17 protein-coding genes are annotated in these 24,715 nt (G+C 63.3%); 7 read left to right on the top strand and 10 right to left on the bottom strand.

All coding sequences use genetic code 11. The features are described 5' to 3' along the window. Positions 1-622 precede the first annotated feature (622 nt). Positions 623-1,735, bottom strand: a complete 1,113-nt coding sequence (locus tag GOPIP_RS07250) for a cupin domain-containing protein (RefSeq protein ID WP_006368944.1) — start codon at positions 1,733-1,735, stop codon at positions 623-625. Positions 1,736-1,986: 251 nt separating this feature from the next. Between GOPIP_RS07250 and GOPIP_RS07245 the strand changes: the two genes are divergently transcribed. After that, positions 1,987-3,012 (top strand): 3,4-dihydroxy-2-butanone-4-phosphate synthase, encoded by a 1,026-nt coding sequence (locus GOPIP_RS07245; RefSeq protein ID WP_050955240.1) that lies wholly within the window; start codon positions 1,987-1,989, stop codon positions 3,010-3,012. 14 nt (positions 3,013-3,026) lie between these two features. Continuing rightward, positions 3,027-4,181, top strand: coding sequence for an LLM class flavin-dependent oxidoreductase (locus GOPIP_RS07240; RefSeq protein WP_006368941.1), 1,155 nt, complete (start codon positions 3,027-3,029; stop codon positions 4,179-4,181). Between the two features lie 138 nt (positions 4,182-4,319). Here GOPIP_RS07240 and GOPIP_RS07235 read toward each other — a convergent pair whose 3' ends face one another. The 7 genes from GOPIP_RS07235 to GOPIP_RS07205 form a co-directional block, all read right to left on the bottom strand. Next, positions 4,320-5,444: a PucR family transcriptional regulator gene (locus tag GOPIP_RS07235; RefSeq protein WP_168436305.1), complete on the bottom strand. Its 1,125-nt coding sequence runs from the start codon at positions 5,442-5,444 to the stop codon at positions 4,320-4,322. A gap of 393 nt (positions 5,445-5,837) precedes the next feature. Beyond that, positions 5,838-6,998 carry an acyl-CoA dehydrogenase family protein gene (locus GOPIP_RS07230; RefSeq protein WP_006368939.1) on the bottom strand — a complete coding sequence of 387 codons (1,161 nt, stop codon included), beginning with the start codon at positions 6,996-6,998 and terminating at the stop codon, positions 5,838-5,840. Between the two features lie 5 nt (positions 6,999-7,003). Continuing rightward, the gene (locus GOPIP_RS07225) at positions 7,004-8,890 is read right to left on the bottom strand and encodes a CocE/NonD family hydrolase (protein ID WP_006368938.1); all 1,887 of its coding nucleotides are present in this window, start codon (positions 8,888-8,890) and stop codon (positions 7,004-7,006) included. 6 nt (positions 8,891-8,896) lie between these two features. Next, positions 8,897-9,667, bottom strand: a complete 771-nt coding sequence (locus GOPIP_RS07220) for an enoyl-CoA hydratase-related protein (protein ID WP_006368937.1) — start codon at positions 9,665-9,667, stop codon at positions 8,897-8,899. Between the two features lie 23 nt (positions 9,668-9,690). Then, a complete protein-coding gene (locus GOPIP_RS07215) occupies positions 9,691-11,358 on the bottom strand; it encodes a long-chain-fatty-acid--CoA ligase (RefSeq protein ID WP_006368936.1) in 1,668 nt (555 codons plus the stop codon). Positions 11,359-11,371: 13 nt separating this feature from the next. After that, positions 11,372-12,553: a thiolase family protein gene (locus GOPIP_RS07210; protein WP_006368935.1), complete on the bottom strand. Its 1,182-nt coding sequence runs from the start codon at positions 12,551-12,553 to the stop codon at positions 11,372-11,374. Between the two features lie 5 nt (positions 12,554-12,558). Continuing rightward, entirely contained in the window at positions 12,559-13,404 is an 846-nt protein-coding gene (locus GOPIP_RS07205; RefSeq protein WP_006368934.1) for a CoA transferase, read from the bottom strand. Positions 13,405-13,497: 93 nt separating this feature from the next. On the opposite strand from GOPIP_RS07205, the gene GOPIP_RS07200 reads away from it, so the two are divergent. Together GOPIP_RS07200 and GOPIP_RS07195 are read left to right on the top strand one after the other, a co-directional pair. Next, a complete protein-coding gene (locus tag GOPIP_RS07200; RefSeq protein ID WP_006368933.1) occupies positions 13,498-14,106 on the top strand; it encodes a TetR/AcrR family transcriptional regulator in 609 nt (202 codons plus the stop codon). 150 nt (positions 14,107-14,256) lie between these two features. Further along, positions 14,257-15,015, top strand: a complete 759-nt coding sequence (locus GOPIP_RS07195) for an SDR family NAD(P)-dependent oxidoreductase (RefSeq protein WP_006368932.1) — start codon at positions 14,257-14,259, stop codon at positions 15,013-15,015. A gap of 94 nt (positions 15,016-15,109) precedes the next feature. On the opposite strand, the gene GOPIP_RS07190 is transcribed toward GOPIP_RS07195, so the two are convergent. After that, the gene (locus GOPIP_RS07190; protein ID WP_035727429.1) at positions 15,110-16,723 is read right to left on the bottom strand and encodes a sigma-54-dependent Fis family transcriptional regulator; all 1,614 of its coding nucleotides are present in this window, start codon (positions 16,721-16,723) and stop codon (positions 15,110-15,112) included. A gap of 147 nt (positions 16,724-16,870) precedes the next feature. Beyond that, entirely contained in the window at positions 16,871-18,388 is a 1,518-nt protein-coding gene (locus tag GOPIP_RS07185; RefSeq protein WP_006368930.1) for an aldehyde dehydrogenase family protein, read from the bottom strand. 168 nt (positions 18,389-18,556) lie between these two features. Between GOPIP_RS07185 and GOPIP_RS07180 the strand changes: the two genes are divergently transcribed. From GOPIP_RS07180 to GOPIP_RS07170, 3 genes are all read left to right on the top strand, one after another. Beyond that, positions 18,557-20,110, top strand: a complete 1,554-nt coding sequence (locus tag GOPIP_RS07180; protein ID WP_006368929.1) for a GMC family oxidoreductase — start codon at positions 18,557-18,559, stop codon at positions 20,108-20,110. Between the two features lie 719 nt (positions 20,111-20,829). After that, positions 20,830-21,789, top strand: coding sequence for a hypothetical protein (locus GOPIP_RS28675; RefSeq protein ID WP_138944086.1), 960 nt, complete (start codon positions 20,830-20,832; stop codon positions 21,787-21,789). A gap of 208 nt (positions 21,790-21,997) precedes the next feature. Further along, positions 21,998-24,715: ATP-dependent DNA helicase (locus GOPIP_RS07170; RefSeq protein WP_006368927.1), on the top strand; the 2,718-nt coding region annotated here is incomplete at its 3' end.

Here is a 24,715-nt window from a genome sequence, read left to right as displayed (position 1 = left end):
TCTGGCATGTCTAAGGCCAGTTTGTACCGGTGGTTTCCTAGTAAGACCGATCTGACACTCGCAGTCCTCGACCGTCGAGACGAAAACTTCTGGAGCACTTGGGATCGCATCGCCCGGCGATCATACAGACCCGGTCGAGGAACTCCTCGCGCAAGTCGCTTGGATTCAAGATCTAGCAACCAGTGCCAGTTACCGTGGATGCGCGTTCGTCAACACCGCTGCCGAGTTCGACAGCGATTCCTATCAGGAAATCCGACAACGCTGCTCAAGCCACGAAGAGGAACTTCGAAAGCGGCTGCGGACCTTGACGAGCCTAGCCCAAGGGGGCGAACGCACTGGCCGATCAACTCCACGTGGTCATAGTTGGCGCCTTTGTACTTGGCGGGCTCTACGACGAAGGTTCTCCAGCCGCGGCGCTTGAGTCTGTCGCCAGGTTGGCTATCGACCGAGCCCTCATCAGACATTGAATGTTCCGAGCTCGTCCACGTCGGGCCAGAAGGTGGGATGCCGCCAGGTGTATGCGTACGGCCAAACAGACTCCGGTTGGTGGGGCGGCGACGCGGGTGTCGCCGCCGCTCACCACTACCGTGAGTCTGACTGGAGGTGAGTCAGATTAGTCCGATCAGACGTCGATGAGCTCGTCGGCGTGCTCGGTATCGATGCTTGTGTTGAAGCCGGCGTGCGATCCAATGAGGATTGGTTGCTGTCCCACGTACTCCTGCACGACCGAGGCGTTCATTGAAGCCATGAGGGCGGCATCCTGCATTGCGAATGTGTACGGCTGCTGCGAGCTGGAGCCGTTGGTGTGCAGCGCCCACGCCGGTGCGGTCAGAACGAGATCTCCTGCGCCCCATCGGATCGTTTGGCCCTCGACCACCGTCTGCCAGTCGCCGGCGAAAGCGTAGTTGATCGCCGCCATGCTGTGCCGGTGCGAGCGCGCCATGCGGTACTTGCCCTCGACCCAGGTGGGGTCATAGCCGCCGGAGATGAACGCGGTCAGAGTGTTCGTGCTTCCATTGACTCGACCGGTTGACTCGTCCCACAGCAGGGCGATGATCGCTGAGCGATAGTCGGGGCCGGACTTGTCAAGACCGTCGAGGTAGGCCTTGACCTCGTCCCATTTCCAGCACTTGGGATGATGCCGAATCACCTCGGGATCCATCAGGCCTGCATAGGTCTTGAGAGCGCCGCCTCCAGACGGCATCGGGTAGGCGTAGTCGGCGAGAGATTCCCGAACGTGCTCTACCCCGTCCGCGGCCGCTCGGTAGCCGTCGTTGACGTAGTGTGCTGCCAAATACTCCAGCAAGGGTTCGTCGCTAAACACCAGTCTCACGAAAGGCTCACTGCCGCTGGCCTCGTATTGACGGGCAGTGAGATTGGGTACGGTCCAGGTGTCGTGTTTCGACACGTCGAATCGAACTCCATCGACCTCTGCGATCCCCGCGCCGCCGATGCACAGCTCGACACACGAGCTGCTTCGCGTGACGTGCGGCGTGCGCTCGCCGGGGAGGACGACTTCGATCGCCGCGCGGATCGTTGGTGTGAGACCCCGGAACTTTGAGCTCGGGTGAACAACCAGCGAACGTCGGACACCGTCGCTAGGGGTAGGAAGCCCCGCGAGACGGGCGATCTCGGCTTCGATCTGCTCCCGTGGCACCTTCAGTGCTGGCCAGACGGCCGTCGTCGCCTCCGCAACGCCCGTCTGGTCGAGAAATTTCGCGTGCACCTCGGACATATCGCCTCGGTCCTTCCGTTCGTATGACAGTTGATCGCTACCGACACGAGTGTGTCGCAGATCTCACTCTAGAACCCGACAGGCGGGATTCGCAACCCGGTGCGCGGGATGAACTCCTGCAGAAATCTAAGCCAGCCCGTCTGGTGGATTGTGCATCCCGTTGAGCGGACTGTCTGTATTGTGATCGGCATCACGCCACCGAATGGAGGGAGCACATCATCAGTACTCAGAGCGTCGGCACGGCTGATCGCGTGGCCCAGCAACTCGCGGAGGGGCGAGTCGTCGTCGTCACGGATGCCCACGCAGCCGCCGACTGTCCCCAAGCAGTTCTCGTGTGTTCGGCGAGCTACGTCACCGCGGTCACTGCCGCCTTCCTTGTCCGCTATTCCTCGGGGTATCTCGAGGTGGCACTGCCGAACACGGAGTGCGTCCGTCTGGGTCTGAGTTCAATGTCTGGTGTTGCCGTCGCGGCGCAGAACGGGACTGGATACACCGTGACGGTTGATGCTGCTTCGGGCATCGGCACCGGCATCTCCGCCGGGGATCGCGCCACGACGATGAGGCGTTTGGCGGATCCAGCGTCGACCGCGGCGTCGTTCACGCGCCCGGGTCACGTCCAGCCGCGCGTCACGGGAGCTGGTGGATCTCGTTCGCGCCCCGACTATGCACACGCTGCGGTGGACCTTGCTGGAATCGCCCAGCTGTCGCCAGTATGTGGGATAGGGCACCTTGTCAGCGCCGACAACCCGCATGAGCTCGCCGATGCTGCGGAAGCTCAACGGTTCGCGAGCCACCACGGGCTCAGCGTCGTCGATGTCCGCGACGTCGCCGAATGCATGGCGGAACGCACGCAAATCAGTGTTGGGCCGGCGTTCTCCCTAACTACGCGACATGGCGACTTCAACGCCGTCACATACAGCTTGCTCGGGCAACCCGACGAGTACACGGTGCTGTCATTCGGAGCGGGGCCCTCTGCAGGGGGCTGCCCGTACATCCATCATGCATGCCTTGGGCAACTACTGCTGGCAGAGCGCTGCGACTGCGCGGACCGGCTCGATCGGGCCATGGCGGCCATCGTCGAGGTCGGGCACGGCACCGTCGTGCTGGTACGCCATCTGCTGGCGCCAAACAGCTGTGTTGCTCCGCGGACGGCTGGTGCCGACGACGCTGTGCGGGAAGCAATCTCGACGGCTCGCCGACTCCTCTCCCAGCTGCCCCTTATCGATCCTGACTATCCCACCCATGACCTCGAGCCCCGCACTGCGATGATCGCCTAACCGAAGGTACTGAATTGAAAGCCCTGAACACGAACCCGGACGAACTGAGTCTCACCTACTTCTTCCCCACGGGTCAGACGGACCACATCTGGTCGGACGAAGCTGCGCGTACGACACCGACGCTATCGAAGCAGGTGTTTCTCGACATGGCACGGAGCGCGGAAGAGACCGGCTTCGATGCGCTATTCATCGCTGATAGTTGGTCAGGACATCAGCGTGCCGCCGAACGCGCAGGGCATCAGTCGCCGAAGTTCCATGCGCCGCTGCTCGCTATGGGCTTGTTTGCGGTGACTGATCACATCGGAGTGATCACGACGCTGCACACCACACACCATAAGCCCGCGCACGCCGCGCGAATGGGCGCCACACTCGACGCCTTTAGTGGCGGCCGCTGGGGTTGGAACGTCGTGACAGGGTTCGGCGACCCTGAGGCGCGCTTGTTCGGTGATGAGAACCTGGTTGAGCATGACCGCCGCTACGCCATGGCGGGCGAGTTCGTCGAGGTTGTCAAGCGTCTCTGGGCGGACGAGGAAGCTGTGGACTTCGAGGGCGACTATTACCGCGTTGACGGCCGAATCAAGGCGCCCCGCCCGCTCCAGCGTCCACACCCACTCCTCGTGAGCGCTGGCGGGTCACCGGCTGGTATGGCCTTTGCCGCTCGACATTGCGACCAACTCGTCGTTGCCGGCAACAGCCTAGACAAGGTGCGAGAGACCGGACATCGCGTCGAATCCGTACTTGAGAGCGTCGGGCGTGCAGCTCCGCTAGGTACGACTCCGTTCGCCATAGTCATTGTTCGCGAGGAAGAGGGCGAGGCTGAGGAGACCTACGAACGGCTCACGAGGTCGCTCAACGAGGACGCAACGATGGAGTTGGCCGCCGATATCCTGGGCGGAATCGACTCTGTTCGCGCGCTGTTCGAGGAACAAGGGTCTGAGGCAGCTGCGCGGGCGTGGGGCAGTGGTCAGGGGATACTCAAGATTTTCGGCACCAGCGAGCAGGTGGCAAGGCAACTGATCGCTCTCAAACAGCACACCGCCACATCGAACGTGCTCGTCAACTTCCCGTTGTGGAATCCAGCCGAGGTTCGGGCCTTCGCGCCCGTGCTCGATCACTTGCGAGAAGAAGGGATCTGGAGCCCGCCCAGCGAGCGGAACTACTCCTGGTGATCGAGCGGGTGGACGGCATCGTGCGCGGAAACTCGGGGGCGCGGTCGTTGACGGGTCCGGAATGATCGGCCTCTCGCGCACGGTTCTCACGCGGTAAGAGCAGTCGCGGACTCGTCCAAAAGGCTGCGCCGCCGCCGGTTATTCGCTTCGAAGGGCCGATGAGGCGGCAAGTACCCACGTGAGCTCAATGATCGTCTCAGTCTCGTCGAGTGAGCACTCGGTGAGTTCCTCGAACCGGCTCAGCCGGTATCGGAGGGTGTTCCTGTGGACGGGGATGCTGGCCGCTGCTCGCGCAGCGTTCCGGTCGTGATTGAGCCAGGCCTGAAGCGCCTCGATGATGAGCTCTCCGAACGCGCCATGCTCGCGCAAGGGAACTAGATATCGACGGTCGAGGAACGCGTTGAGGGCGTATTGCGCCGGCACCGCGACCCGCCAGCTGACCGATTCGAGGCTGTGTACGCCAGCCGTTGAGCCGACGGCGGCGAGGATGTCCCGCGCGATGACGTACGAGCTGTTGAGGGAACTGAGTGGTCGTGGCGGACCAACCGCGACAGGCATTCGTGACGATCCGGGTGGCGACGTGGTGAATCCGATGAGGCCGCCCGCGCCGGGAACTAGCATCGTTACCGATTCGCTGGCACCGGCGTTCGCCGTGCAGTCGTCAATCAGCCGAGTCGCGATGCCCTCTAACGCGTATTGCGGGACGGCAGCGACACAGATTACGTGCACGAGTGCGTCGTGATCGATGTGGAATTCGGCGCATCCAAGCCAAATATCGTGCACGGGAAGGCTGCCCGCGAGGAGGCCAGTCACCCACCGCCTACGACGTTGTTGTTCGAGCTTCGGCTGTCCGAGTGTTACATAGCGGCGGTACGTTTCGGTCGCCTGGTTGGAGAACGAGTCACTCAATCCCCACAGCAGTTGTGAGAGCTCGAGTACCGTGCCGACCGCAACGCCATGCGCGGGGGCACGATCGGCGATCCAGTGCTGGATCCCCGTGATGACGGAGCGGAATCCAGCCATGACATCGTGAAAGTCCGCACCTTGCAGTAGCTTCTCGAGAGTCGCGTGATCGGCCCCGACAATCTCGCCGCTTGGCGGTTCGCTGCCCCGGATCAAGACCGGGGCAGCGAACCGCAGGATCCGTTCGACACAGGCGGTGATCGACTCGTCGGACACCGACCGGTACGCAGGCACCTCGGCACGCAGGCGGTGGGCGCTCCCGCGGAGGAACGACTCACTTGAAACGAGGTCGTCGAGCAAAGCGACCACTCCACGGAATGACGTTTCCGCAGCCACCGCGGTAGCGCCTGGTTGCTCCTTACAGAGGATCCTTGTCATCATCGGACCGTTGGAGGACGGCCACGCGACGAGTCTGGCGTCGAGAAAATCGTCGGTCGAGGCTCGCTATCCGTTGTCTTCAAGACGCGATCGCTGAGGTCGTTCATGTCGCTGCGCTCGTACATCTCGCCAAGTCCCCGAAGTACTCCGAGCCGCAGGCCGAAGTGCCCGGCCGAACCCAAGATGCAGATCATGGCGGTTGCTCCCTTCGTGAGCCGGGAACAAGTAGTTGCGGCTCAGACATAGCGCTTCGGTCGACGAGACTTCGCGAAACTCACAAGGATGGTTCTCCATGCTGCGGCTCTTGCTGCTCGTCTAGAGCGACCTTCCGATGAGCTCCTTCATGATCTCGCTGGTTCCGCCATAGATCGTCTGGACCCGAGCGTCGGCGTACATCCTGGCGATCGGATACTCGAGGATGTAGCCGTAGCCGCCGAACAGTTGGAGGCACCGATCGATGACCTCCTTCTGCTTCTCGGTCGCCCACAGCTTCGCCATCGAGGCGGTTGCGGGATCCAGTCGGCCCGCGATCTGCTCGCCGATGCAATGGTCGATGAGTGTCTTGCCGGCCAGGACGTCGGCCTTGCATTCGGAGAGGACGAATCTGGTGTTCTGGAATTGCATCAGTGGCTTGCCGAAAGCCTTGCGCTCTTTGGCATACGCGATAGTCCGGGCGACCGCGGTCTCGGCTGCTGCGATCGCGCCGACTGCAATGATGAGTCGCTCCCGCTGCAACTGGTTCATTAGCTGATAGAAGCCCTGGCCCTCGACGCCTCCTAGGAGGTTGGCCGCGGGGACGCGCATATCGGTGAATGCCAGTTCTCTGGTGTCCTGTCCGTGCTGTCCTATCTTATCTAGGATTCGGCCGCGTTCAAAGCCGTCCAGGTCCTTGGTCTCGGCGACGAAAAGGGAAATTCCCTTTGCCCCCTGACTGGGATCGGTCTTGGCGACAATGATGAGAAGGTCGCAGTGGGTGGCGTTCGAGATGAAGGTCTTCGATCCGTTGATCAGGTAGTCGTCGCCCTGTCGGACGGCGGTCGTGCGAACAGCCTGCAGGTCAGACCCTGTCCCCGGTTCGGTCATCGCAATGGCGAGAACCGCCTCGCCCGTGGCGCATCTGGGCAGCCACCGCTTCCTCTGCTCTGCGGTGGCGTACGAATTGATGTAGTGCGCCACGATGGTCGAGTGCACGGCGAAGCCCATTGCACTGTCGCCGGCGCCGACCAGCTCCTGCTGGACGACGGACTCATGCCCGAAGTTGCCACCGGCACCGCCGAATTCCTCGGGCACATCGAGGCAGAGCAGACCCGCCGCGCCGGCCTTGTTCCAGACGTCACGGTCGACCTGGTGCTGCTGGGCCCAGCGCTCTTCGTGCGGAGTCACTTCTTTGGCGACGAACGCGGCGGCATGCACCCGAAGGGCTGCCTGGTCATCGGACTCCCAAGGGGCGCGATAGTTGGGGAACAGTTCGGACATCGTTTCTATACCTCCCAGATTCGATCGACAACGAGGTCATCCCCGACGCGAACCTTTGCGTGTGCTGTGAGCTTTCCGCCCACAAACTCAGAATGCACGCTTCCTTCGATGGTCCGGCCATTCGCCAACCGCACCGTCGCCGCGTGATCGAAGGTCAGTCGCGCCATACTCGGCGCGAGATTATTGACCTCGGCAAAATCACGCGTTGACGACTCATAGACATGGGCTTCGTCGAATGTTCTCACCGCGACGTCGGCGCCGGAGAGCATCTCAACCCCGTCGAGGATCAGGTCGCGCCCGATCTTCCACACCGGCGCGGCACTGATGATGCCGTCCGGCAGGGCGGTCGGGGGCGGCGGAAGTGTTGTCGGCACCCCGGCGCCGGGGTCGATTGTCAGCAAGTGCTGGCGGAGTCCCTGAACCTCCAGAACGGAGCTGGAGCCATCCGCTTGCACGGCCGGCAGGACGTGGGGAAAGTCGCTGCTGGAAACGACGATGCGAATCCGGTGCCCGGCGGGCACCTGGTACGCGGTCGGCGCCAACGTGACGCGCCACTGACCGGCGCCGCCGGTAATGGGGGCGATGCCCGTCGTGATCAGATGCGAACTACCGTCCGGGGCCACGTCGGCAACGCGCACGACGATACGATCGCTGGTCGTCCCCTCCCCTGTCACGACGTCGGCGGTCGGCGCTCCGATGATGACTGTGTCCTCGGTGAGCTCCTCGCCATCGATGGCCACGGCCCGCCGGTCGTCCTCCTGCTCATCCAAGGGCAGCCCGTAACCGAACGTGGGGATGTACCACGTCCCCGACTGTGTGCCCGCGACGGCGTCGCTCACCGACACCGCCGGCCAGTGTGGCGGCGCGGAGGCGCCATCGTCGGGAGCGGGGATCAATTCGCTCGAGGTGGCCGCGTCAAAGACGACACTTCGACTTTCTGCCGGGGGCCACGCCGTGTACTCGCGCCAGGATTGCGCGCTTCCCTGCACAAACACGGTCGCACCGTCGGCGTCGAACTCCGGTTCCGCTTTGTCGCGGAGCCAACGGTCCCACCAACGGAGCATCAGCTCGCGATGCTCCGCAGGCGCAATCGGAGAGGCGCTGGGCTCGACGTGCATCCACGGCCCCGCCACGAGATGCTTCCGTGTCGGGATCGCTTCGTAGGCGCGCACGCTGCCGGAGCAGAAGAGGTCGCGCCAGCCCGAGAAGCACAGCGCCGGGACGTCCACGAGAGTGGCGTCGATGGCGCGCTCCCCCCAGACCGGATCGTCGGGACCGTGCTGCCAGAAGTCGATGATGTTCGGCGTCTCGTCCAGTCGAGCTCGCCAACTCTCCATCTCGATACTGGTCGGGTTGGTGCGCACGGGTGGCAGAACCTGATCGAGCAGGGTTTTCGTTCCCCATAGACCGGTGGCCATCACACCGCCGCGTACCCCGCTCGGGTTGGCCAGGCCATCGGATCCGTCCGCGGTGAAGAAGATCGGCACTATCGCCTTCAACCCGCGCGGGCGCAGGGCGGCCGTGCGCAGCGTCATGATTCCGCCATAAGACATCCCCCACATGCCGATCGATCCATCGCACCACGGCTGGTCGGCGATCCATTCGATCGCCGCGGCGGCGTCGCGCCCCTCTTGGGGATCCAGCGGGGGCAGCATCGTTCCCGACGATCCGCCGAGGCCCCGAGGATCAATGAAGACCGAGGCGTAGCCGCGCTCGGCGAACCACGTCATCGCGTCCGCATGCGTGACGTGACCGGCCGTATCGCGCCGATAGGGCATCACGGTGACGAGCACCGGAGTCGGTGCGTCACCACTCGGTTTGATCAGGTCGGCCACGACAACACAATCATTGCCTACCGGAATCTGCACGTCGCGGATTAGCTGAGTCGTCATGTTAGATCACTTTCCGTGGAATTCGGGGGTCCGCTTTTCTTCGAAGGCCCGCTGGCCTTCGTGGCAGTCGTCCGAGCGCAGCGCGACGGCGAAGTTGCGCCGCTCGTACTCCAGGCCGTGGGCGAGCGGTGACTCCATCGACACGCGTGCCGCATCCTTCGCGAGTGCGACGGCGAGCGGAGAGTTCGCCGCGATGCGGCCGGCGAGCGCCAGCGCGGCAGTCAGCGCTTCGCCGGCGGGTGCTACCGCGGCCACCAGACCGGCGGCTTCGGCGGCCGCTGCATCCAGCGGATCGCCGCTGAGCAGCATGGCCATCGCTTTGGCCTTGCCAACGGCCCGGATTAGGCGTTGCGTGCCGCCCGCACCCGGGATCACTCCGAGCTTCACCTCCGGCACGGCGAACCGAGCGCCCGCTCCGGCGATGACCGTGTCGCAGGCCAGCGCTAGCTCGCAACCACCGCCGAAGGCTACGCCTTCGACTGCGGCGATCACCGGCTTGCGACACGCGTTAAGCACCTCCCAGGTCGGCCCGCCGCCAGCGTCGAACGACCCCAGGATCGATTCGGCGCGCAATGCGTCGAATGCGTTGATGTCAGCGCCCGCGCAGAACGCCTTCGACGATCCGGTGATGATCACTGCACGCACGGCATCGTCGTCCTTGCACGTTGCCAGGTGCGCGCCGAGCGCATCGAAAACTTCTCGGTTGAGCGCGTTGTAGGCCTTCGGGCGATTCAGGCTCAGCACGGCGACCGCGCCGACGTGCTCGCGGATCACCACTGGCTCTCCGGTAGACGCTGACGTCATTCGGTGACCCCTGTGTACACGTCGGCGTGGTCGACCCGCATGACCTTCTTGTCGAGTTTGCCGACGCTGGTGCGCGGCAGAGCGTCGACGCGAATCACGACGTCGGGCAGCTGCCACTTCGCGAACCGCCCGGCGAGCAGCTCGTGGATCTCCGCGAGGGGCACATCTTCGCCGTCGATCGTGGCGAGCAGCACGACGGGGCGTTCCTGCCACTTCGGGTGCGCGACGCCGATGACGGCCGCCTCCCGCACCCGCGGGTGTGCCACGATCGCGTTCTCCATGTCGATCGACGAGATCCATTCGCCGCCGCTCTTGACCACGTCCTTGAGCCGGTCGACGACCTTAACGTAGCCGTTCGGATGGATGGTCGCGACGTCGCCGCTCCGCCAGAAGCCGTCGATGAACCGCTCGCCGGGAACCTCGTCGAGGTCGTGGTAGCGCTCGGTGATCCACGGGCCGCGGATGAGCAGCTCGCCCTCGGCGACGCCGTCGTGCGGCAGTTCCTCGCCCGAGGGGCCGATGACCTTCAGGTCCACGCCGACGCAGGGGAGTCCCTGGCAGCGCTTGAGGTCCCAGCGCTCATCATCGGTGAGATCCGTGAGGGTCGGCTTGATGCCGCGGTTGACGGCCACGAACGGCGTCGTCTCCGTTGCTCCGTAGGCGTGGATGATGTCGGCGCCGGTGAGCTCGAAGAATCCGCGCATCATGGTCAATGGCGGCTCCGTCGCCCCACAGAGGAGCCGAGCACGGCTGAGGTCGGGCATCGCGTCGAGGGTCTTGATGTAGTCGAGCATGGGACCAAAGATCGCGGGTGCGCCGTTCGCCACGGTCACCTGCTCGGCGATCATCGCGTCGACGAGAACTGCCGTGTCCTCGGCGGTGTACCGGCCGGGGAGGACGACCTTCGCCTGCGCGTACACCGCCGACTGGGGCAGTCCCCAGCTCTGGCCGTGGAACATCGGCGTGATCAGCATGACCGAGTCCGCGGCGTTCATCCCCATGGCGGCCACCTGCGCCATGGTGTGCAGGTAGATGCCCCGGTGCGAGTAGTACACACCCTTCGGCCGGCCGGTGGTTCCCGTGGTGTAACAAGCGCTGTACGTGGACGTCTCGTCGATCACTGGCCAGTCGATCTCGTCGGAGGCCTCAGCCATGAGATCCTCGAAGAAGACCGCGTTCGGCAGGCCGGGATCCACCTCGGACGAGGGCCGGTCGGTCATCACGACCCAGGTCGTGATGCCGGGTGCGTGTGGAGCGAGTTCGCGGGCGACCGGGAGCAGGGACTCGTCGACCAGCACGACGGAGGCGCCGCTGTGGGTGGCGACGTAGCCGAGGTCCGCCGGCGAGAGGCGCAGGTTCATCTGCAGCATCGCCGCCGCCGTGCCGGGGATGGCCCAGTACAATTCGAAGTGGCGCTTGCTGTTCCAGTCCAGGATGCCGACCACGTCGGCCGGGCCCACGCCGAGTCCGCCGAGCACGTTCGCGGCCCGGCGGATACGACGGTACGCGTCGGCGTAGGTGTAGCGGTCCCAGCCGCCGTCGGGCGTGCGGTAGACGATCTCCTGTTCCGGGTAGGTCCTGGCGGCGTGCCGGATGAGGGTGGTCGTGTTGAGCTGGGTGCTGTCGCCGTGCGTGGACGGCAGCCCCTTGACAATGTCGGTCATGGTGGATGCCCTTCTAGCCGATGCGTTCGATGATGGTGGCGTTCGCGGTTCCGGTGGCCTCGCACACCGTCTGAAGTCCGAAGCGGTCTCCGCGGCGCTCGAGCTCGCAGAGGAGATCGGTCAGCATCCGCGCGCCGGTGGACCCGAGCGGGTGTCCGATGGCGACGGATCCGCCGTTGACGTTGAGCTTGTCGTCGGGGACGTCGAACTCGCGCTGGAACATCAGTGGTACCCCGGCGAAGGCCTCGTTGACCTCGAACAGGTCGATGTCGCTCGCCTCCAGTCCGGATCGGCGCAGCGCTGTGTGGCTGGCCCGCAGGATCGCGGTGAACTGGACGATCGGATCGTCCGCCGCGACGGCGAGCGCGCGGAATCGGGCGCGGGGCCGCAGGCCGTGTTCCTCGGCGAACTCGCGGCTCGCGATCAGGAGAGCGGCGGCGCCGTCGCTGAGCTGCGATGAATTCCCCGCAGTCGTCATCCCGTCCTCGGCGAAGACGGTGCGCAGCGCGGCCACCTTGGCGGGGTCCTGCTCCGCGCGGATCCCTTCGTCGCGGTCGACGAGCGGCGACGTGTCGTCGGCCGGATCTGCGTGGATCGGGACCAGCTGCTCTCGGAATCGGCCTGCGGCGGTGGCTGTGGCCGCCCGCTCGTGGCTGCGGATCCCGAACTCGTCGAGTTCGGCGCGGGTGAATCCGAACTGCTTGTTCATCAGTTCGGACGAGAGGCCCTGTGCCATGAGACCGCCGTCGTACCGCGCCAGCTCACGCGGACTGTACTGCGGTCCGAGGGGCGCGCCCGGGGTCATCGACGGTGGCATGGGGACCTGGGACATCGACTCGACGCCGCACGCGATGACCAGATCGTGCGTGCCGGCCATCACGGCCTGCGCCGCGAAGCTGACGGCCTGCTGGCCCGAGCCGCACTGCCGGTCGACTGTCACCGCCGGAACCGTCTCGGGGAGGCCTGCGGCGAGGACCGCGTGCCGTCCGAGGTTCCCCGTCTGCTGTTCGAATTGGAGCACGCATCCCGCGATGACGTCCTCGATTAAGGCCGGGTCGATCGCCGCTCGCTGGACCAGTTCGGCGATGGTGGCTCCGAGCAGGTCGACGGGGTGCCAACCGCTGAGGATGCCGTTGCGTCGACCGACGGGCGTGCGTACCGCGCCGACGATCACTGCTTCGTTGTTCGCTGCCATGGAAGTTACCTGCTCCTTTGTGCGGTGCGCGCGCCGCGCACCTCCGTGATGGGTACATCGATCCGAGCTGCCAGCTCGAGCCACTCGTCGACGCTGCGCCGCTCGAACGCCGCCGCGATACCGGCGTGGTCCTCGGCGCCGAGCGCGGTCACGAGCCTGGCGCGGAAGTGCGGCTCGATCGCAGCGACGGCCACGTGACCGTCGGCCGCGCGGTACACGCCGTACGCGGGGTCCGCACCGCCCAGGGGTGCCCCGTCGCCGAGCAGCCCGTGCCGTACGGCCGCGCCCGCATCGGCGGCCGCGTCATCGAGGACGACGCGACGGACAGCGCCCGCCCCGGTCCGGTCGCGCTCGCGAAGCGCGAGCAGCACCTCTGCGACAGCGCGTTCGGCGCCCAGCAGATCCACGACCGGCACCGTCGGCATGACGCCGGGAACCACCATGCCGTACGCCGCCTGATAGGTCAGGTCGTGCCCGGCTTCGTCGGCGCGCTCTCCGTCGTACCCGACGATCTCGACGTGGGAGAGCGCGGGACGCGCGGCGACCGCCGCATCGATCCCGAGCTTGTGAAGCGCAGACGGTCGCATCGCGGTGATCAGTACGTCAGCCGCGTCCAGTTCCGTTTCGAACACCGCACGGCCAGCATCGGTCTTGAGGTCGACTGTAAGGACCGTCTGTCCCTGTGCCAGGGCGTCGTACCAGGAGGGCGTGACAGTCCGCAGCGTATCGCCCGCCGGCCCCTCGATCTTATGAACTTGAGCACCAAGCGCGCACAGCCGCGCTGCTGCAACCGGACCGGGGACATTGACCGCGAGGGTCACTACACGAATACCGGACAGTTCTTGTGTCATGAATCACTCCTCTTGCTATACGCTCGTATAGTAGCTAGTACATATGTATGGGTCAAGCACGGTTTGTATACTCGCGGTCCAAGGAGGCTTGTGATGGGTGAACCCTTCGTTACAGGCGGCGACCTCACGGCTCGGGCGAGGATCCGGAACGCTGCGCTTGACCTCTACGCGGCATCTGGTGAGGACAAAGTGTCGATGCGCGCCGTCGCCGCAGAAGCGGGTGTCGCCGTCGGCCTCGTTCAGCATCACTTCAAGACGAAGGAGGGGCTGCGCCAGGCGGTTGACCAGCTCATCGTTGACTACCACGCGTTGGCGATCGCTGATGCTGCCCCCGACGGTGGATCGGCTGCACAGGTCGCTGCCGCCCGTGATCTCGCCGTCAGCCGGATGTTGCAGTCACATCCATCTGTGGTCAACTACATGCGGCGCGTATTACTCGATCCGTCGGCACCACCGGATGGGCTGTTAGCGCGGCTGACCGACCTGAGTAGACAGCAGGTGATCGCCCTGCGTGACGCGGGAGTGGCCTCCACAGGCCAGCCCGTCGCGGAACAGACCGTCAAACTCATGGTCCGCCAACTGGGGCGAATCTTCCTGCAGCCCATGGTCGACGCGATGTGGACACAACTTGCGGATGCAGAACACCTATCCGCGGACCAACCGGCATTGACAGTTGAGGCTGCTGTCCATCTAGGTTCGTGACCTGGGCGAGCCTGGCCTCGCCCGACTGCTCGTCGAACCTGCTTCCCCGGAATCGCTCGATGGTCCCGGGGCATTGAACTCGTACCTCACTGGTGAGGTGCGCCGCACTCGCATTTTCGGCGAGTGCTCCACTACAGAAGGGAATCAGCCATGGACGTCTCCGGCTCCTCCGTCATCGTCACCGGTGGCGCATCCGGCCTCGGCGCCGCCACCGCGAAGCGCTTCGCCGATGCCGGCGCCACCGTCTTCGGCCTCGACCTGCAGCCGTCGATCGACAAGGCCGCCCCGGTCGAGAACGTGCACCTCGTCGCGACCGACGTGACCAAGGAGGACGAGGTCCTCGCCGCGATCGCCGAGGCCGTCAAGGCGGGCCCGCTGCGCGTGGCCGTCAACTGCGCCGGCGTCGGCTGGGCGGGCCGCATCCTGTCGAAGAACGGCCCGCACGCGCTGGACCTGTTCCAGACGGTCATCAACATCAACCTGGTCGGCACGTTCAACGTGATGCGCCTGGCGGCCGACCAGATGAGCAAGCAGGAGGCCGTCGACGAGCAGGGCTCCCGCGGCCTCATCGTCAACACCGCGTCGGTCGCGGCGTTCGAGGGTCAGATCGGCCAGATCGCCTACACCGCGTCCAAGGGCGGCGTGCACGCCATGACCATCACCGCCGCGCGCGACCTGGCGCAGTTCGGCATCCGCGTGAACACCATCGCCCCCGGCACCATCAACACCCCGATGCTGGCCGGCGTGACCCCGGAGTTCAAGAAGACCCTCGAGGCGGGCATCCCGTTCCCGTCGCGCCTGGGCGAGCCGAGCGAGTACGCGCAGCTGGCCTACTTCCTCGCCGAGCACGACTACATCAACGGCGAGACGATCCGCATGGATGGCGCGCTGCGGATGGCGCCGCGCTAGATCTGCAGTTCCTCCGCCGGCGTCGCCCCGACCGCGTCCGACAGGACGAGGAGCGGGGCGACGTCACCGTCATGTCCATCAGTACCGCTTGTACCTAGATTCCGATCTTGAGCGCTCGCATACGGGCGTAAAGCGTCGTGCGGCTGATCCCGAGATCCTTCGCTGCGCGTGCCTTGTTGCCGTCGTGGACCTTAAGCGCTTCGATGATCGCGATCCGCTCCGCTCGTTCGCGTCCTGCCAGGTTCCGAGTTCGAGTAGTTGTCCGGTAGGCCTGGGGGAGATCTCGCACGGTTACGTCGCCGCTGTTTCGTCGTTTCAGTACGTCAACCATCACTGCGCGCAGTTCGTGCAAATTTCCGGGCCAAGCTCTCGTTGCGAGTGCTTCGATCACGCTCGGGAGCAGGCGGATGTCGGCCTGCGGCTCGATGTCCTTTACCAAATGCATTGCCAGCGATTCGATTTCGCCCGTGCGATCCTGCAGGTCGATGAGCTCTCGTTGCTCGACGACCATCGATGCGAGTGCCAGGTGTGGCCCCTGCAGGTCTCGCACAGGACATGAGGTCAGGACGATCGCGTGGCCCGCAGAGACCACGTCGACGACTAGCGGAATCAGTGAGCAGGGGAGAAGGTCGATGTTCTCCAGACCCACAGTCGCGTCGCTTGCGAGGATCTCCTGCAGGCGGCTGGCCCAGGCGCGTTCACCGAACGTCACCGCGTCCGCTGAATCGAGGAAGAGCGCACCCGGCCGCAGTCTGCGAGCTTCCGTGGTGCGGCCTGTTCCTGCGGTGCCATGGATCAGTACAGGCCCCATCTGAATGGCCGCGCTATCCGTGGCGTGGGCTTGTGAGGTCACCGACTGGGGTGGCGTCTCGGTGCGATTGAACCGGAAGAGTGTGCCGTCTGTAGTGCCGTCGATTCGGGTGAGGTGAACATCCACCTCGAGGCCGGAGCTCAGGCGCACTCTGGTGTGCCGGTCCGAGCTACAGTCGAGCTCTGCGGCAAGCAATCTCATCGATGCGTAGTCGCCGGGCGAAAGCAGATCGACCGCAGCCTTGTTCGTCAGAACGACATCGTCACCGAATGCGGCCAGGGCCCGATTGCGAAGAGTGGACTCGGCTTGAAAAGCTCGCATCAACAGTCGCTCTGAGGTGCCGGCCAGATCGACGAGGCGTAGTTGGATGTCCTCGACGGCTCGCACGAGAAAAGGGGCCAGGAGCGGGTTGGCATCGCCTGTCGTGCAGCTGATATCGAGGACGCCCTCTATGCGGCGGGATACCGGGCTGATGATCGGGTGTCCGTAGCACGAGTAGGGCTTGAATGGTTCGATGTAGTGTTCCTCGCCGTTGATCGCGATTCCGCGGCGGATCTCGAGCGTTGTGCCTATAGCGTTCGTGCCGATCACCTCCTCGGCGCCAGTCGCGCCCGGGCGGATACCCAGATCGTCGAGGACGGCCTCAAGTCTGCGATCGGCAAACCAGCGATACACGATGCGTCCCTGACGGTCGGCCAAAATTAGGTTGTATCGGGTGTCAATCAGTCTTTCTGCAAGCTGGTCGAGCACAGGAACCGCGGCCCGGAGCAGCCGGCTGGTGGGGTCAATGTCGATGTCCGGGTTGGCGAGTCGAGGGCCCGCGGTTGCGACGCCACTGAGTATCGAACGGTGCCAGGACATAGCGATCTCCGGGCGTTCCGGTGAGGAGACGCTCATCACACAAGCATAGGCGTGTCTTCGAGTTCGGAAGGTCAATTCGCGAATCGGGCCGCGAAACTGGATGATGCGGGGGCGCCGCTCTGGCCCACGACCGGCGGCAGCGCAGGACGTGGGCCAGAGGAATCGATCGAACAGCAGGTGCGCTCAGCCCAGGAGTGCTGGCGGCGGCAAAACGAGGCCGAAGCCTCGCTTCGTCCAGTCGTTGTCCTTGGCCTGGTGGACTGTCTTCACCTGTGTGTACTCAGCGAGGGCGTTCGGGCCGACCTCGCGTCCGATGCCACTCTGCTTGTATCCGCCAAACGGGTTTAGCGGGAAGCCCGCGTGCCAGTCGTTGACCCACACGGTGCCGGCCTCAAGCTGGTTCGCCACGTCCAACGCGCGTTCGGGCGAACCCCAGACGCCGGCGGCGAGGCCGTAGTCCGAATCGTTGGCGATTTCGATGGCTTCCTCGACGGTGTTGTAGGGAATTACCACGAGGACGGGACCGAAGACCTCTTCGCGGGCGATCCGCATTCGATTGTTGACGCCAGTGAGGATGGTGGGAGCGACCCAGGCGCCGTTGGCGAAATCGGGGCCGCCCGGCACGGTGCCTTGATACGCGAGGTTTGCGCCTTCCCGCAGTCCGATTTCGATGTAGTCGGTGACCCGCTTCAATTGGTCCAGTGAGGCGACGGGCCCCATATCGCTGGCCGGATCGTTCGGATCGCCGATCCGGATGTCTTTTGCGCGGGACACGAGTCGCTCAACGATCTCGTCGTGACGTTCGGCCGGCACGAGAAGCCTGGTGCCAGATTCGCAGACCTGGCCTGCGAACATCAGGAAGGCGTAGAGCGAACCGTCGATCGCCATGTCCAGGTTTGCGTCGTCGAGAATCACGTTCGGCCCCTTACCGCCAAGCTCAAGCGTGACTCGTTTCAGGTTGTCCGAGGCGGCCTTGTGGACCAACTTCCCGACGGCTGTCGAGCCCGTGAACGCGATCTTCCGTACATCAGGATGGCTACTCAGATGGGCTCCGACTGTCTCGCCCGGCCCTGTGATGACGTTGAGGACCCCGGGCGGAAGGCCGGCGTCTTCAGCGGATTTCGCCAGTTCGAGCAGAGTGAGGGGGGTGTTCTCATCGCACTTCAGGACAAACGTATTGCCTGCCGCGAGTGCGGGGCCAACCTTCCACCCCGCGAGAACCAGCGGAAAGTTGAACGGCACAATTCCTGCGCAGACCCCGATCGGTTCTCGCCGAAGGACGGCACGCACGTCTTCGGTCTCGGGAACGAGTGGATTGGGCTCTTCAGGCTGGAATGCTCGGGCCAGGTTTGCGAAGAACCGGAGGTTGGCTGTGCCGAGTCCAATGTGGAATGCGTTCGCGATACGGACGGTCACCCCGTTCTCTCCGGTGGCGAGCCTCGCCAGTTCAGACGCCTTCGCCTCCATGCTGTCCGCCATACGGTCGAGAACATCGCCACGTTGCTCAGGAGTCATCCGGCGCCACGTGCCCTCCTCATGGGCCGCCTTGGCGGCAGCGACCGCGGCGTCGGCGTGTCGGACCTCGCCAAACGCCACCGTCGCGGTGACATTTCCCGTTGCAGGGGAGCGGACTTCGTACTGTTCGGACGCTTCGATCCATTGCCCGTTGATGAACATGTCGTAGTGCGGCGTGTTGCTCACAAAAACCTCCAAGCGGTCGGAAGACGATCAGGAGTCACGGTAAGAGCGCATCGACCGTGCGATGTGTTCAGTTTCTGAACACTTTCAGAGCTTCGGCTGCTCCTAACGTCAGGCCGACCGAACTCAGGACCGGCAAGGCCGGTTCCGTGTCGAGCCAAAGGAGTAACTATGGAAACCTATGAATACATCGTCGCTGGAGCAGGTTCAGGCGGTTGCGCCGTGGCGGCGCGGCTGGTCGAAGGCGGTGCCAGTGTCCTGCTACTTGAGGCTGGCCCGGCCAATGACACCCCCGAGGTTCAGATCCCGGCAGCGTTCGCCCAGCTGTTCCACAGCGATCGTGACTGGGACTACCGCACCGAGCCGGAACCTACGCTCGACGGACGAACCATCTACCAGCCGCGAGCGAAGACCATGGGCGGCTGCAGCTCGATGAACTGCATGGTGCACCTTCGTGGTTGCAGCGAGGACTACGACAATTGGGCGCAGTACGGCGTCGAGGGGTGGGCGTGGTCCGATGTCGAGCCCTTCTTCGACAAGTCACCTCTCGGATGGCGCGAGTTGCCCTCTCCCGATCCTCTGAGCGAGGCGTTCGTCGAATCGGCAGTCGCGGCGGGCATCCAAGAGAACCCGACGCATTTCGGGCCCAATCTCGACGGCGTGAGCCTCTCCAAGACCACGACGCGTGACGGGCACCGCTACGACGCCGCAACCGCATATCTCGGCCCCCTGAGCAACAACTCGCTGCTCCAGATCGTCACGGGGGCGCTCATTGACAAGGTCATCGTCGAGGACGGAGTCGCCACAGGCGTGCGCTACCTGATCGATGGACAGCCCGTCGAGAGTCGCGCATCGCGCGAAGTCATCGTGAGCGCAGGTGTGTTCGGCACACCCGAGATCCTGCAACGATCCGGTATCGGTCCCGCAGACCACCTGAGCGCTCTCGGGATCACTCCTGTCGCGGACCTTCCGGCGGTAGGTGCAAATCTCATGGATCACCCTATGACGCTGATGAATTGGGAGATCGAAGGCGATCAAGTCGGCCTGTTCGATGCAGACGATCCGTCCTACGTGGCGATGTGGGCCGAGGAGGGGAAGGGGAAACTCACAAGTAACGTGGCCGAGGCCACGGCACACGTACGAACAGAACCAGGCCTTCCGGCACCTGACTTCCAGATCGTGTTCGTGCCGTCCTACTTCCGTGAGCATGGCGCCCAAGTCCACGACAAGCCGGCATTCACTCTGGGGCAGTCCTATTGGACTCCGACCAGCGTCGGAACCGTACTGATCGCGTCGGCTGACCCCCAACGGCGCGCACAAGTGCACCTCAACCTTCTGTCGGATCGGGCTGAGATTGCCGCAATGATCAGGGCAATCCGGCTCAGTAGAGAAATCGTCAGTAGCGGACCCCTTGCCAGCCATGCCGGCGTCGAGCTTTCCCCTGGTCTGCAGATCGACTCCGATGACGACCTCGAGGCGTGGATCCGTGCCAACGTCGAGCACACGTACCATCCTTCGTGCACGGTACGGATGGGTACCGACGGTGCGCTCGACTCACAGCTGCGGGTACGCGGCGTGGCCGGTCTGCGAGTTGCCGATGCGTCGGTGTTTCCGGTCATTCCGCGTGCGAACACCAACATGCCCGCAGTGGTGGTTGGCGAGCGCTGCGCCGACTTCATCATCCGGTCGAAGAAGGCCGCGGAGTCGGTTGCTGCAGCCCGATAGTCACGCTCCGGCGGTAGGTCGGAAGTCCTGGATTCGGCCGTTGCGAACGAAGCAGTGATCCGTCGCACGTAAGAACCTCGTGGTGCAGTCGTCAGAAACGCGACGAGCACCACGAGGTTCTTGCTTTGTGGCAGTCCTCGCGTGACCGTCGTGCCCACCAGCGATTGTCTGGAGCTCGCGCGTGGGCGACTGTCATGCCCGTAACATTCTCTTGAGCGGACCTTCAGGATTGGAGCGCCACGGAGATCGCGCGCCGCGAGTGACCACCGCCGGCGAATGCGCTCATCCCGGTGTTCGCCCTGGTCTATCGTTGGGGGATGGGCCTCGATGAATTCGACTGGCTTCTCGATCGGCCGTCCGACGAACAGAACCAAACCGTCTCGCCATACCGACGCGTCTTCTGACCGTGGCGGATGATGAGTTCTTCGACGGCGTAACCCGCTACCGGCGTGGGTCGAAGCGTGGATGGCGCAATGCCGCGCAACGCATCGTGCCCAGCGAGGCGAAGTACAGCCGAGTGGCGAGAGGTGGACCTTATGGGCCGCGCATTTCGGGGACAATCAGAATCACGACGACTAGCACCGGCCTACGCACCGAAGTCACGCTCTTGTCGGTGTCCCGAATTCGAGCGGAAACCTTCGTCGATCGGTCCGCTACGGAGGTGTTTGAGCGCCTATCCTGACGGCACACGCCACACGGAACCAGGAAGGATGCAGCGCGTGCATCGACGCAACAGCCTGTCTGCCTCATCCGAAGCGTGTTACACCGTGGGCACAGAGGCGCTCGCGGTCACCGTCGCAGAGCTTGAAAGCTCCTGGACAACCGAGCTCATCGCGACGACAGCCTTTCGATGCACGGAATGCGGGACCAAGGTGCACCCGACGGCACTCGGCTCGACCAAGCTTTCGCCGTCGTTTCGTGCGGGCAAGGATCCCGGACACAGCGGCGACTGCTCGAGACGGCCACGTGAGGTCGACGCAGTTGACGATCACGGCGGACCCGGGACGGCCGTCGTACCGACCGAGCTCGTCCTACTTGGTCATGTCGACGATGAACACAGCCAAGGCCAACGGCCCGCGGGCACCGTCGTTTCGCAGCGGCCGGGTCCCGGTGGCCGGCGGCGCCAGGCAGGCAGCGGAGGGACGGACCCCGACGGGCGCCGGCGGGCTCACACGCTCGAACGTATCGTTAACCACTGGCTGGCGTTAGGCAGCAAGGAGGTCCGTGCAAGGCACCCGCTCTCCATTCCCGGCGTTGACCAAAGCAACTACCTGTACTGCTTCAAACAGATTGCGCCATGGGAAGCCAAGATCGCGCGGTCAGCCCCACGGGTGTTCTACGCGCCGCTGCGTTGGCGTGTTGATCCCGTCGAGGACGGCGACGTCCTGACCTTGACCCTGCACGCAGCCAGGCGAGGAAATGCGGCCATCGAGTGCACGATGAAGGTCGACCGGCGGGGCTGGTCTGCTGCTCAGCGTGTCCGCCTCGATCGCGAGGTCAGCTTCGCTGTCCGACGAGCTCGCGAGCTATGGTTCGACTCGAAGGCGAAACACACCGAACAGCAATCGGGTGGCGTGACGATGTTCGCAGTCGCTGAGCAGGACTCCGCCGACACGACGATGTTCACCATTCGAGACCCACGCGTTGTCCACTTCACGGACCGCCCGATCACGCAGTAGCCCACGACACCCGAGATTTGACCCGCTCAACGGGGCAGATACGCGCCCATACACTCGCAGGCCTCGTCACTACCTACCGCGAGGCCTTCCCTGCGGATGCGTCGCTACGAGAGCGGCATCACGAGGAACGTCGGCGCATCGATCACATTTCAGGCGTTTCTACCCAACGCCACCTCCGGAATAGACCAGGATTAGAAGCATCCTAGGCGTGCGTGCAACTCTCGTGCGCCAAATTGCAGGCAGTGAGGTATCTGGATCGATGGCGTCAATCGAAGAGCAGGTCAAGAACTGCGACAGCGTCATATGCGAGAATATTCAGCATGCTAACGGGGACCGCGGTCTACTCGCCCAAAACCTACTCTCCCAGTTGAGGAACCTGGTCGAAGGTCTGATCCTCTGGGCGCACGCCGGCGACGCCAGCACAGAATTCAATTACAACAAGCTCTCAGCGGCGGTCCTCGATGCTAAAGCAAAAGCCAGGTTCCGCCTATTGGCGAGGTTTCATGATCTTCTTCAGTCGAGTGCATCGCACTACACACTCGACAAAGATTCCTCCGAACGCCTGATGCTCAAGTACTACGAGTACCTCATCCGCACAAGGAAACTCGTACACGATGAACTTGGCATCGCGATCCTGAACAATCTAGAACAGTTTCCCATCGATCTTGATCCGTCACTTCGGGAGTATCATGAAAAGATTGCGGAGCGGATCGCAGTCGCGCGCGCTACACCGTCCGAACCTCGTCGGGATCGCTACTACATTCACAGCTCGCGTCCCTTCTTCGCCAAGGGAAACATCTATTACGAAGTAACCTTCTCCGTGGCGCACAATACTTCGAGCAAGTTCGACCGCACGATTGCCTTCACCGACGTCGATATCACCGATCGGTACGCTGCGTATCTCGATCTCGCGACCGATTCGATTGAGGTCCTTGGTCGAAACATGCCGATCCTGATCATTCGCGATTGGGAAGTCTCGATCCGGCCCTGCGAATTCGAAAATTTCGCCAGAATTTTCGGTGCTGCACCACGAATCGAGTCGAGGAACCTCGAGTACCGCAATTTGATGGGATACCTGACTCGAACCCGCTTGAGCCTCCTTGACCTAATGGACATGGGTGATGCGGACTACGCACGTCTCCGCGCCGACATGACTGGCGACTCTGGTCGGAAACCTGTGCTCTTTCCAATTCTCGACGAGGCCCGACAGCACGTCCGGGCAGGCCGTGCCGGGTCCCGAGTGCTGCGGTACCTGATGCTTCGCATGCGCAATCAGATTATCAAGGGGCAGCTTGACTCGGAGCCCAACCCATGGCTGTCGGGGCTTCGCCTCACCTCCCGATCTGCGCCGTTCGACAGGATGCCGTTCTGTACATCTCCCGCCGGTCACGTCCCTGGGTTCGCAGACCTCGCCGCGAGCATCGATCCAACAGGTCGAAAGCATGAGCTTCTCGCACGGCGTGTTAAGAACCTGGTCGAGCAGCACGGCACAATTTACACGCCAGCAGCAGAGTTCGAAGATCTCGGGGACGTCGATGAGTTGATCGCAGCGCACAACGGCCGCCTCCCCTCCATTCCAAGGCACGCACCACGAAAGCTCAAGCACGAGAACGGCCACGTGTTCATCGTTGGATACGAAGACGCCGCAGTGGCAATTATCGAAAAGCTTCAAGAGGCAACCGGTGAAGGCGTCGAGAGACACTCCGATGATGTGAACAAATGGCTCCATACCAATCCAGAAATTATCAATGACCCTGCGAAAGCAGAGGCTCTCACCGCCCTATTCGACGAGTCTAACGTGGCCATAATCACGGGTGCTGCCGGTACAGGCAAATCAACGATGGTCAATCACATAGCCAACTACTTCTCCGCCGAGAGCAAGCTATTTCTAGCGCATACCAACACCGCTGTCGAAAACCTCAAGCGTCGGGTCGACGCTCCGAACACCCAGTTCAGCACGATTGCGAGCCACATCTATAATAGTGGTGTACAGGAGTCCTCGGTTGATGTGTTGGTGATCGACGAATGCAGTGCTATCGACAACGAGAGCATTCTCAAGGTCCTTCAGCAGACATCTTTCGATCTGCTTGTCCTCGTTGGCGACGTCTACCAGATTGAGGCAATCCAGTTTGGAAATTGGTTCAGTCTCGCACGGTCGTATATTCCGAAGAATTCCACTTTCGAGCTCACCAAACCATATCGGACTGACGACGACGCACTTCTTACGTTGTGGAGCCGAGTCCGTGGCCTCGACGACCGCATTGAGGAGTCTCTGTCTAAGAATGGCTACTCGATGGCTCTCGGCGAGGATTTGTTCACTCGTCATAGCGATGATGAGATCGTGCTGTGCTTGAATTATGACGGCCTGTATGGCATTAACAATGTCAACCGCTTCCTTCAGGCCAGCAATCCCGAGAAGGCGGTCACGTGGGGTGAGTCCACGTACAAGGTCGGCGATCCCGTATTGTTCAACGAAACGAACCGTTTCAAGAGAGTCATCTCGAACACCACGAAAGGCACGATAGCGTCCATAGAACGCGTGCCGGGACGAATTACCTTCGACGTAGACCTCAAACGTGACGTCAGCGAGGCTGAAGTATACGGGATAGATCTTCGGAAGGTCGATGACACGATCGTTCAGTTCGATGTGTTCGAGCGAGGCAACAGTGACGAGGACGACGACGTAGTTGAAACCCTCGTCCCTTTCCAGGTTGCGTATGCGGTGTCTATCCACAAGGCTCAGGGGCTTGAGTACGACTCGGTCAAGGTTGTTATCACGGATGCAAATGAGGAGCGTATCTCGCACAGTATCTTCTACACGGCAATCACACGGGCCCGCCGGCAGCTTCGCGTGTTCTGGACGCCAGAGACTCAGCAGAGGATACTGAGCCGCCTGACTGTCAGCGAAAACACGAAAGACGAGAAT

The sequence above is a fragment of the Gordonia polyisoprenivorans NBRC 16320 = JCM 10675 genome, assembly GCF_000241325.1.
Taxonomy (GTDB): Bacteria; Actinomycetota; Actinomycetes; order Mycobacteriales; family Mycobacteriaceae; genus Gordonia; species Gordonia polyisoprenivorans.
This window is presented reverse-complemented; position numbering and strand designations above follow the sequence as displayed.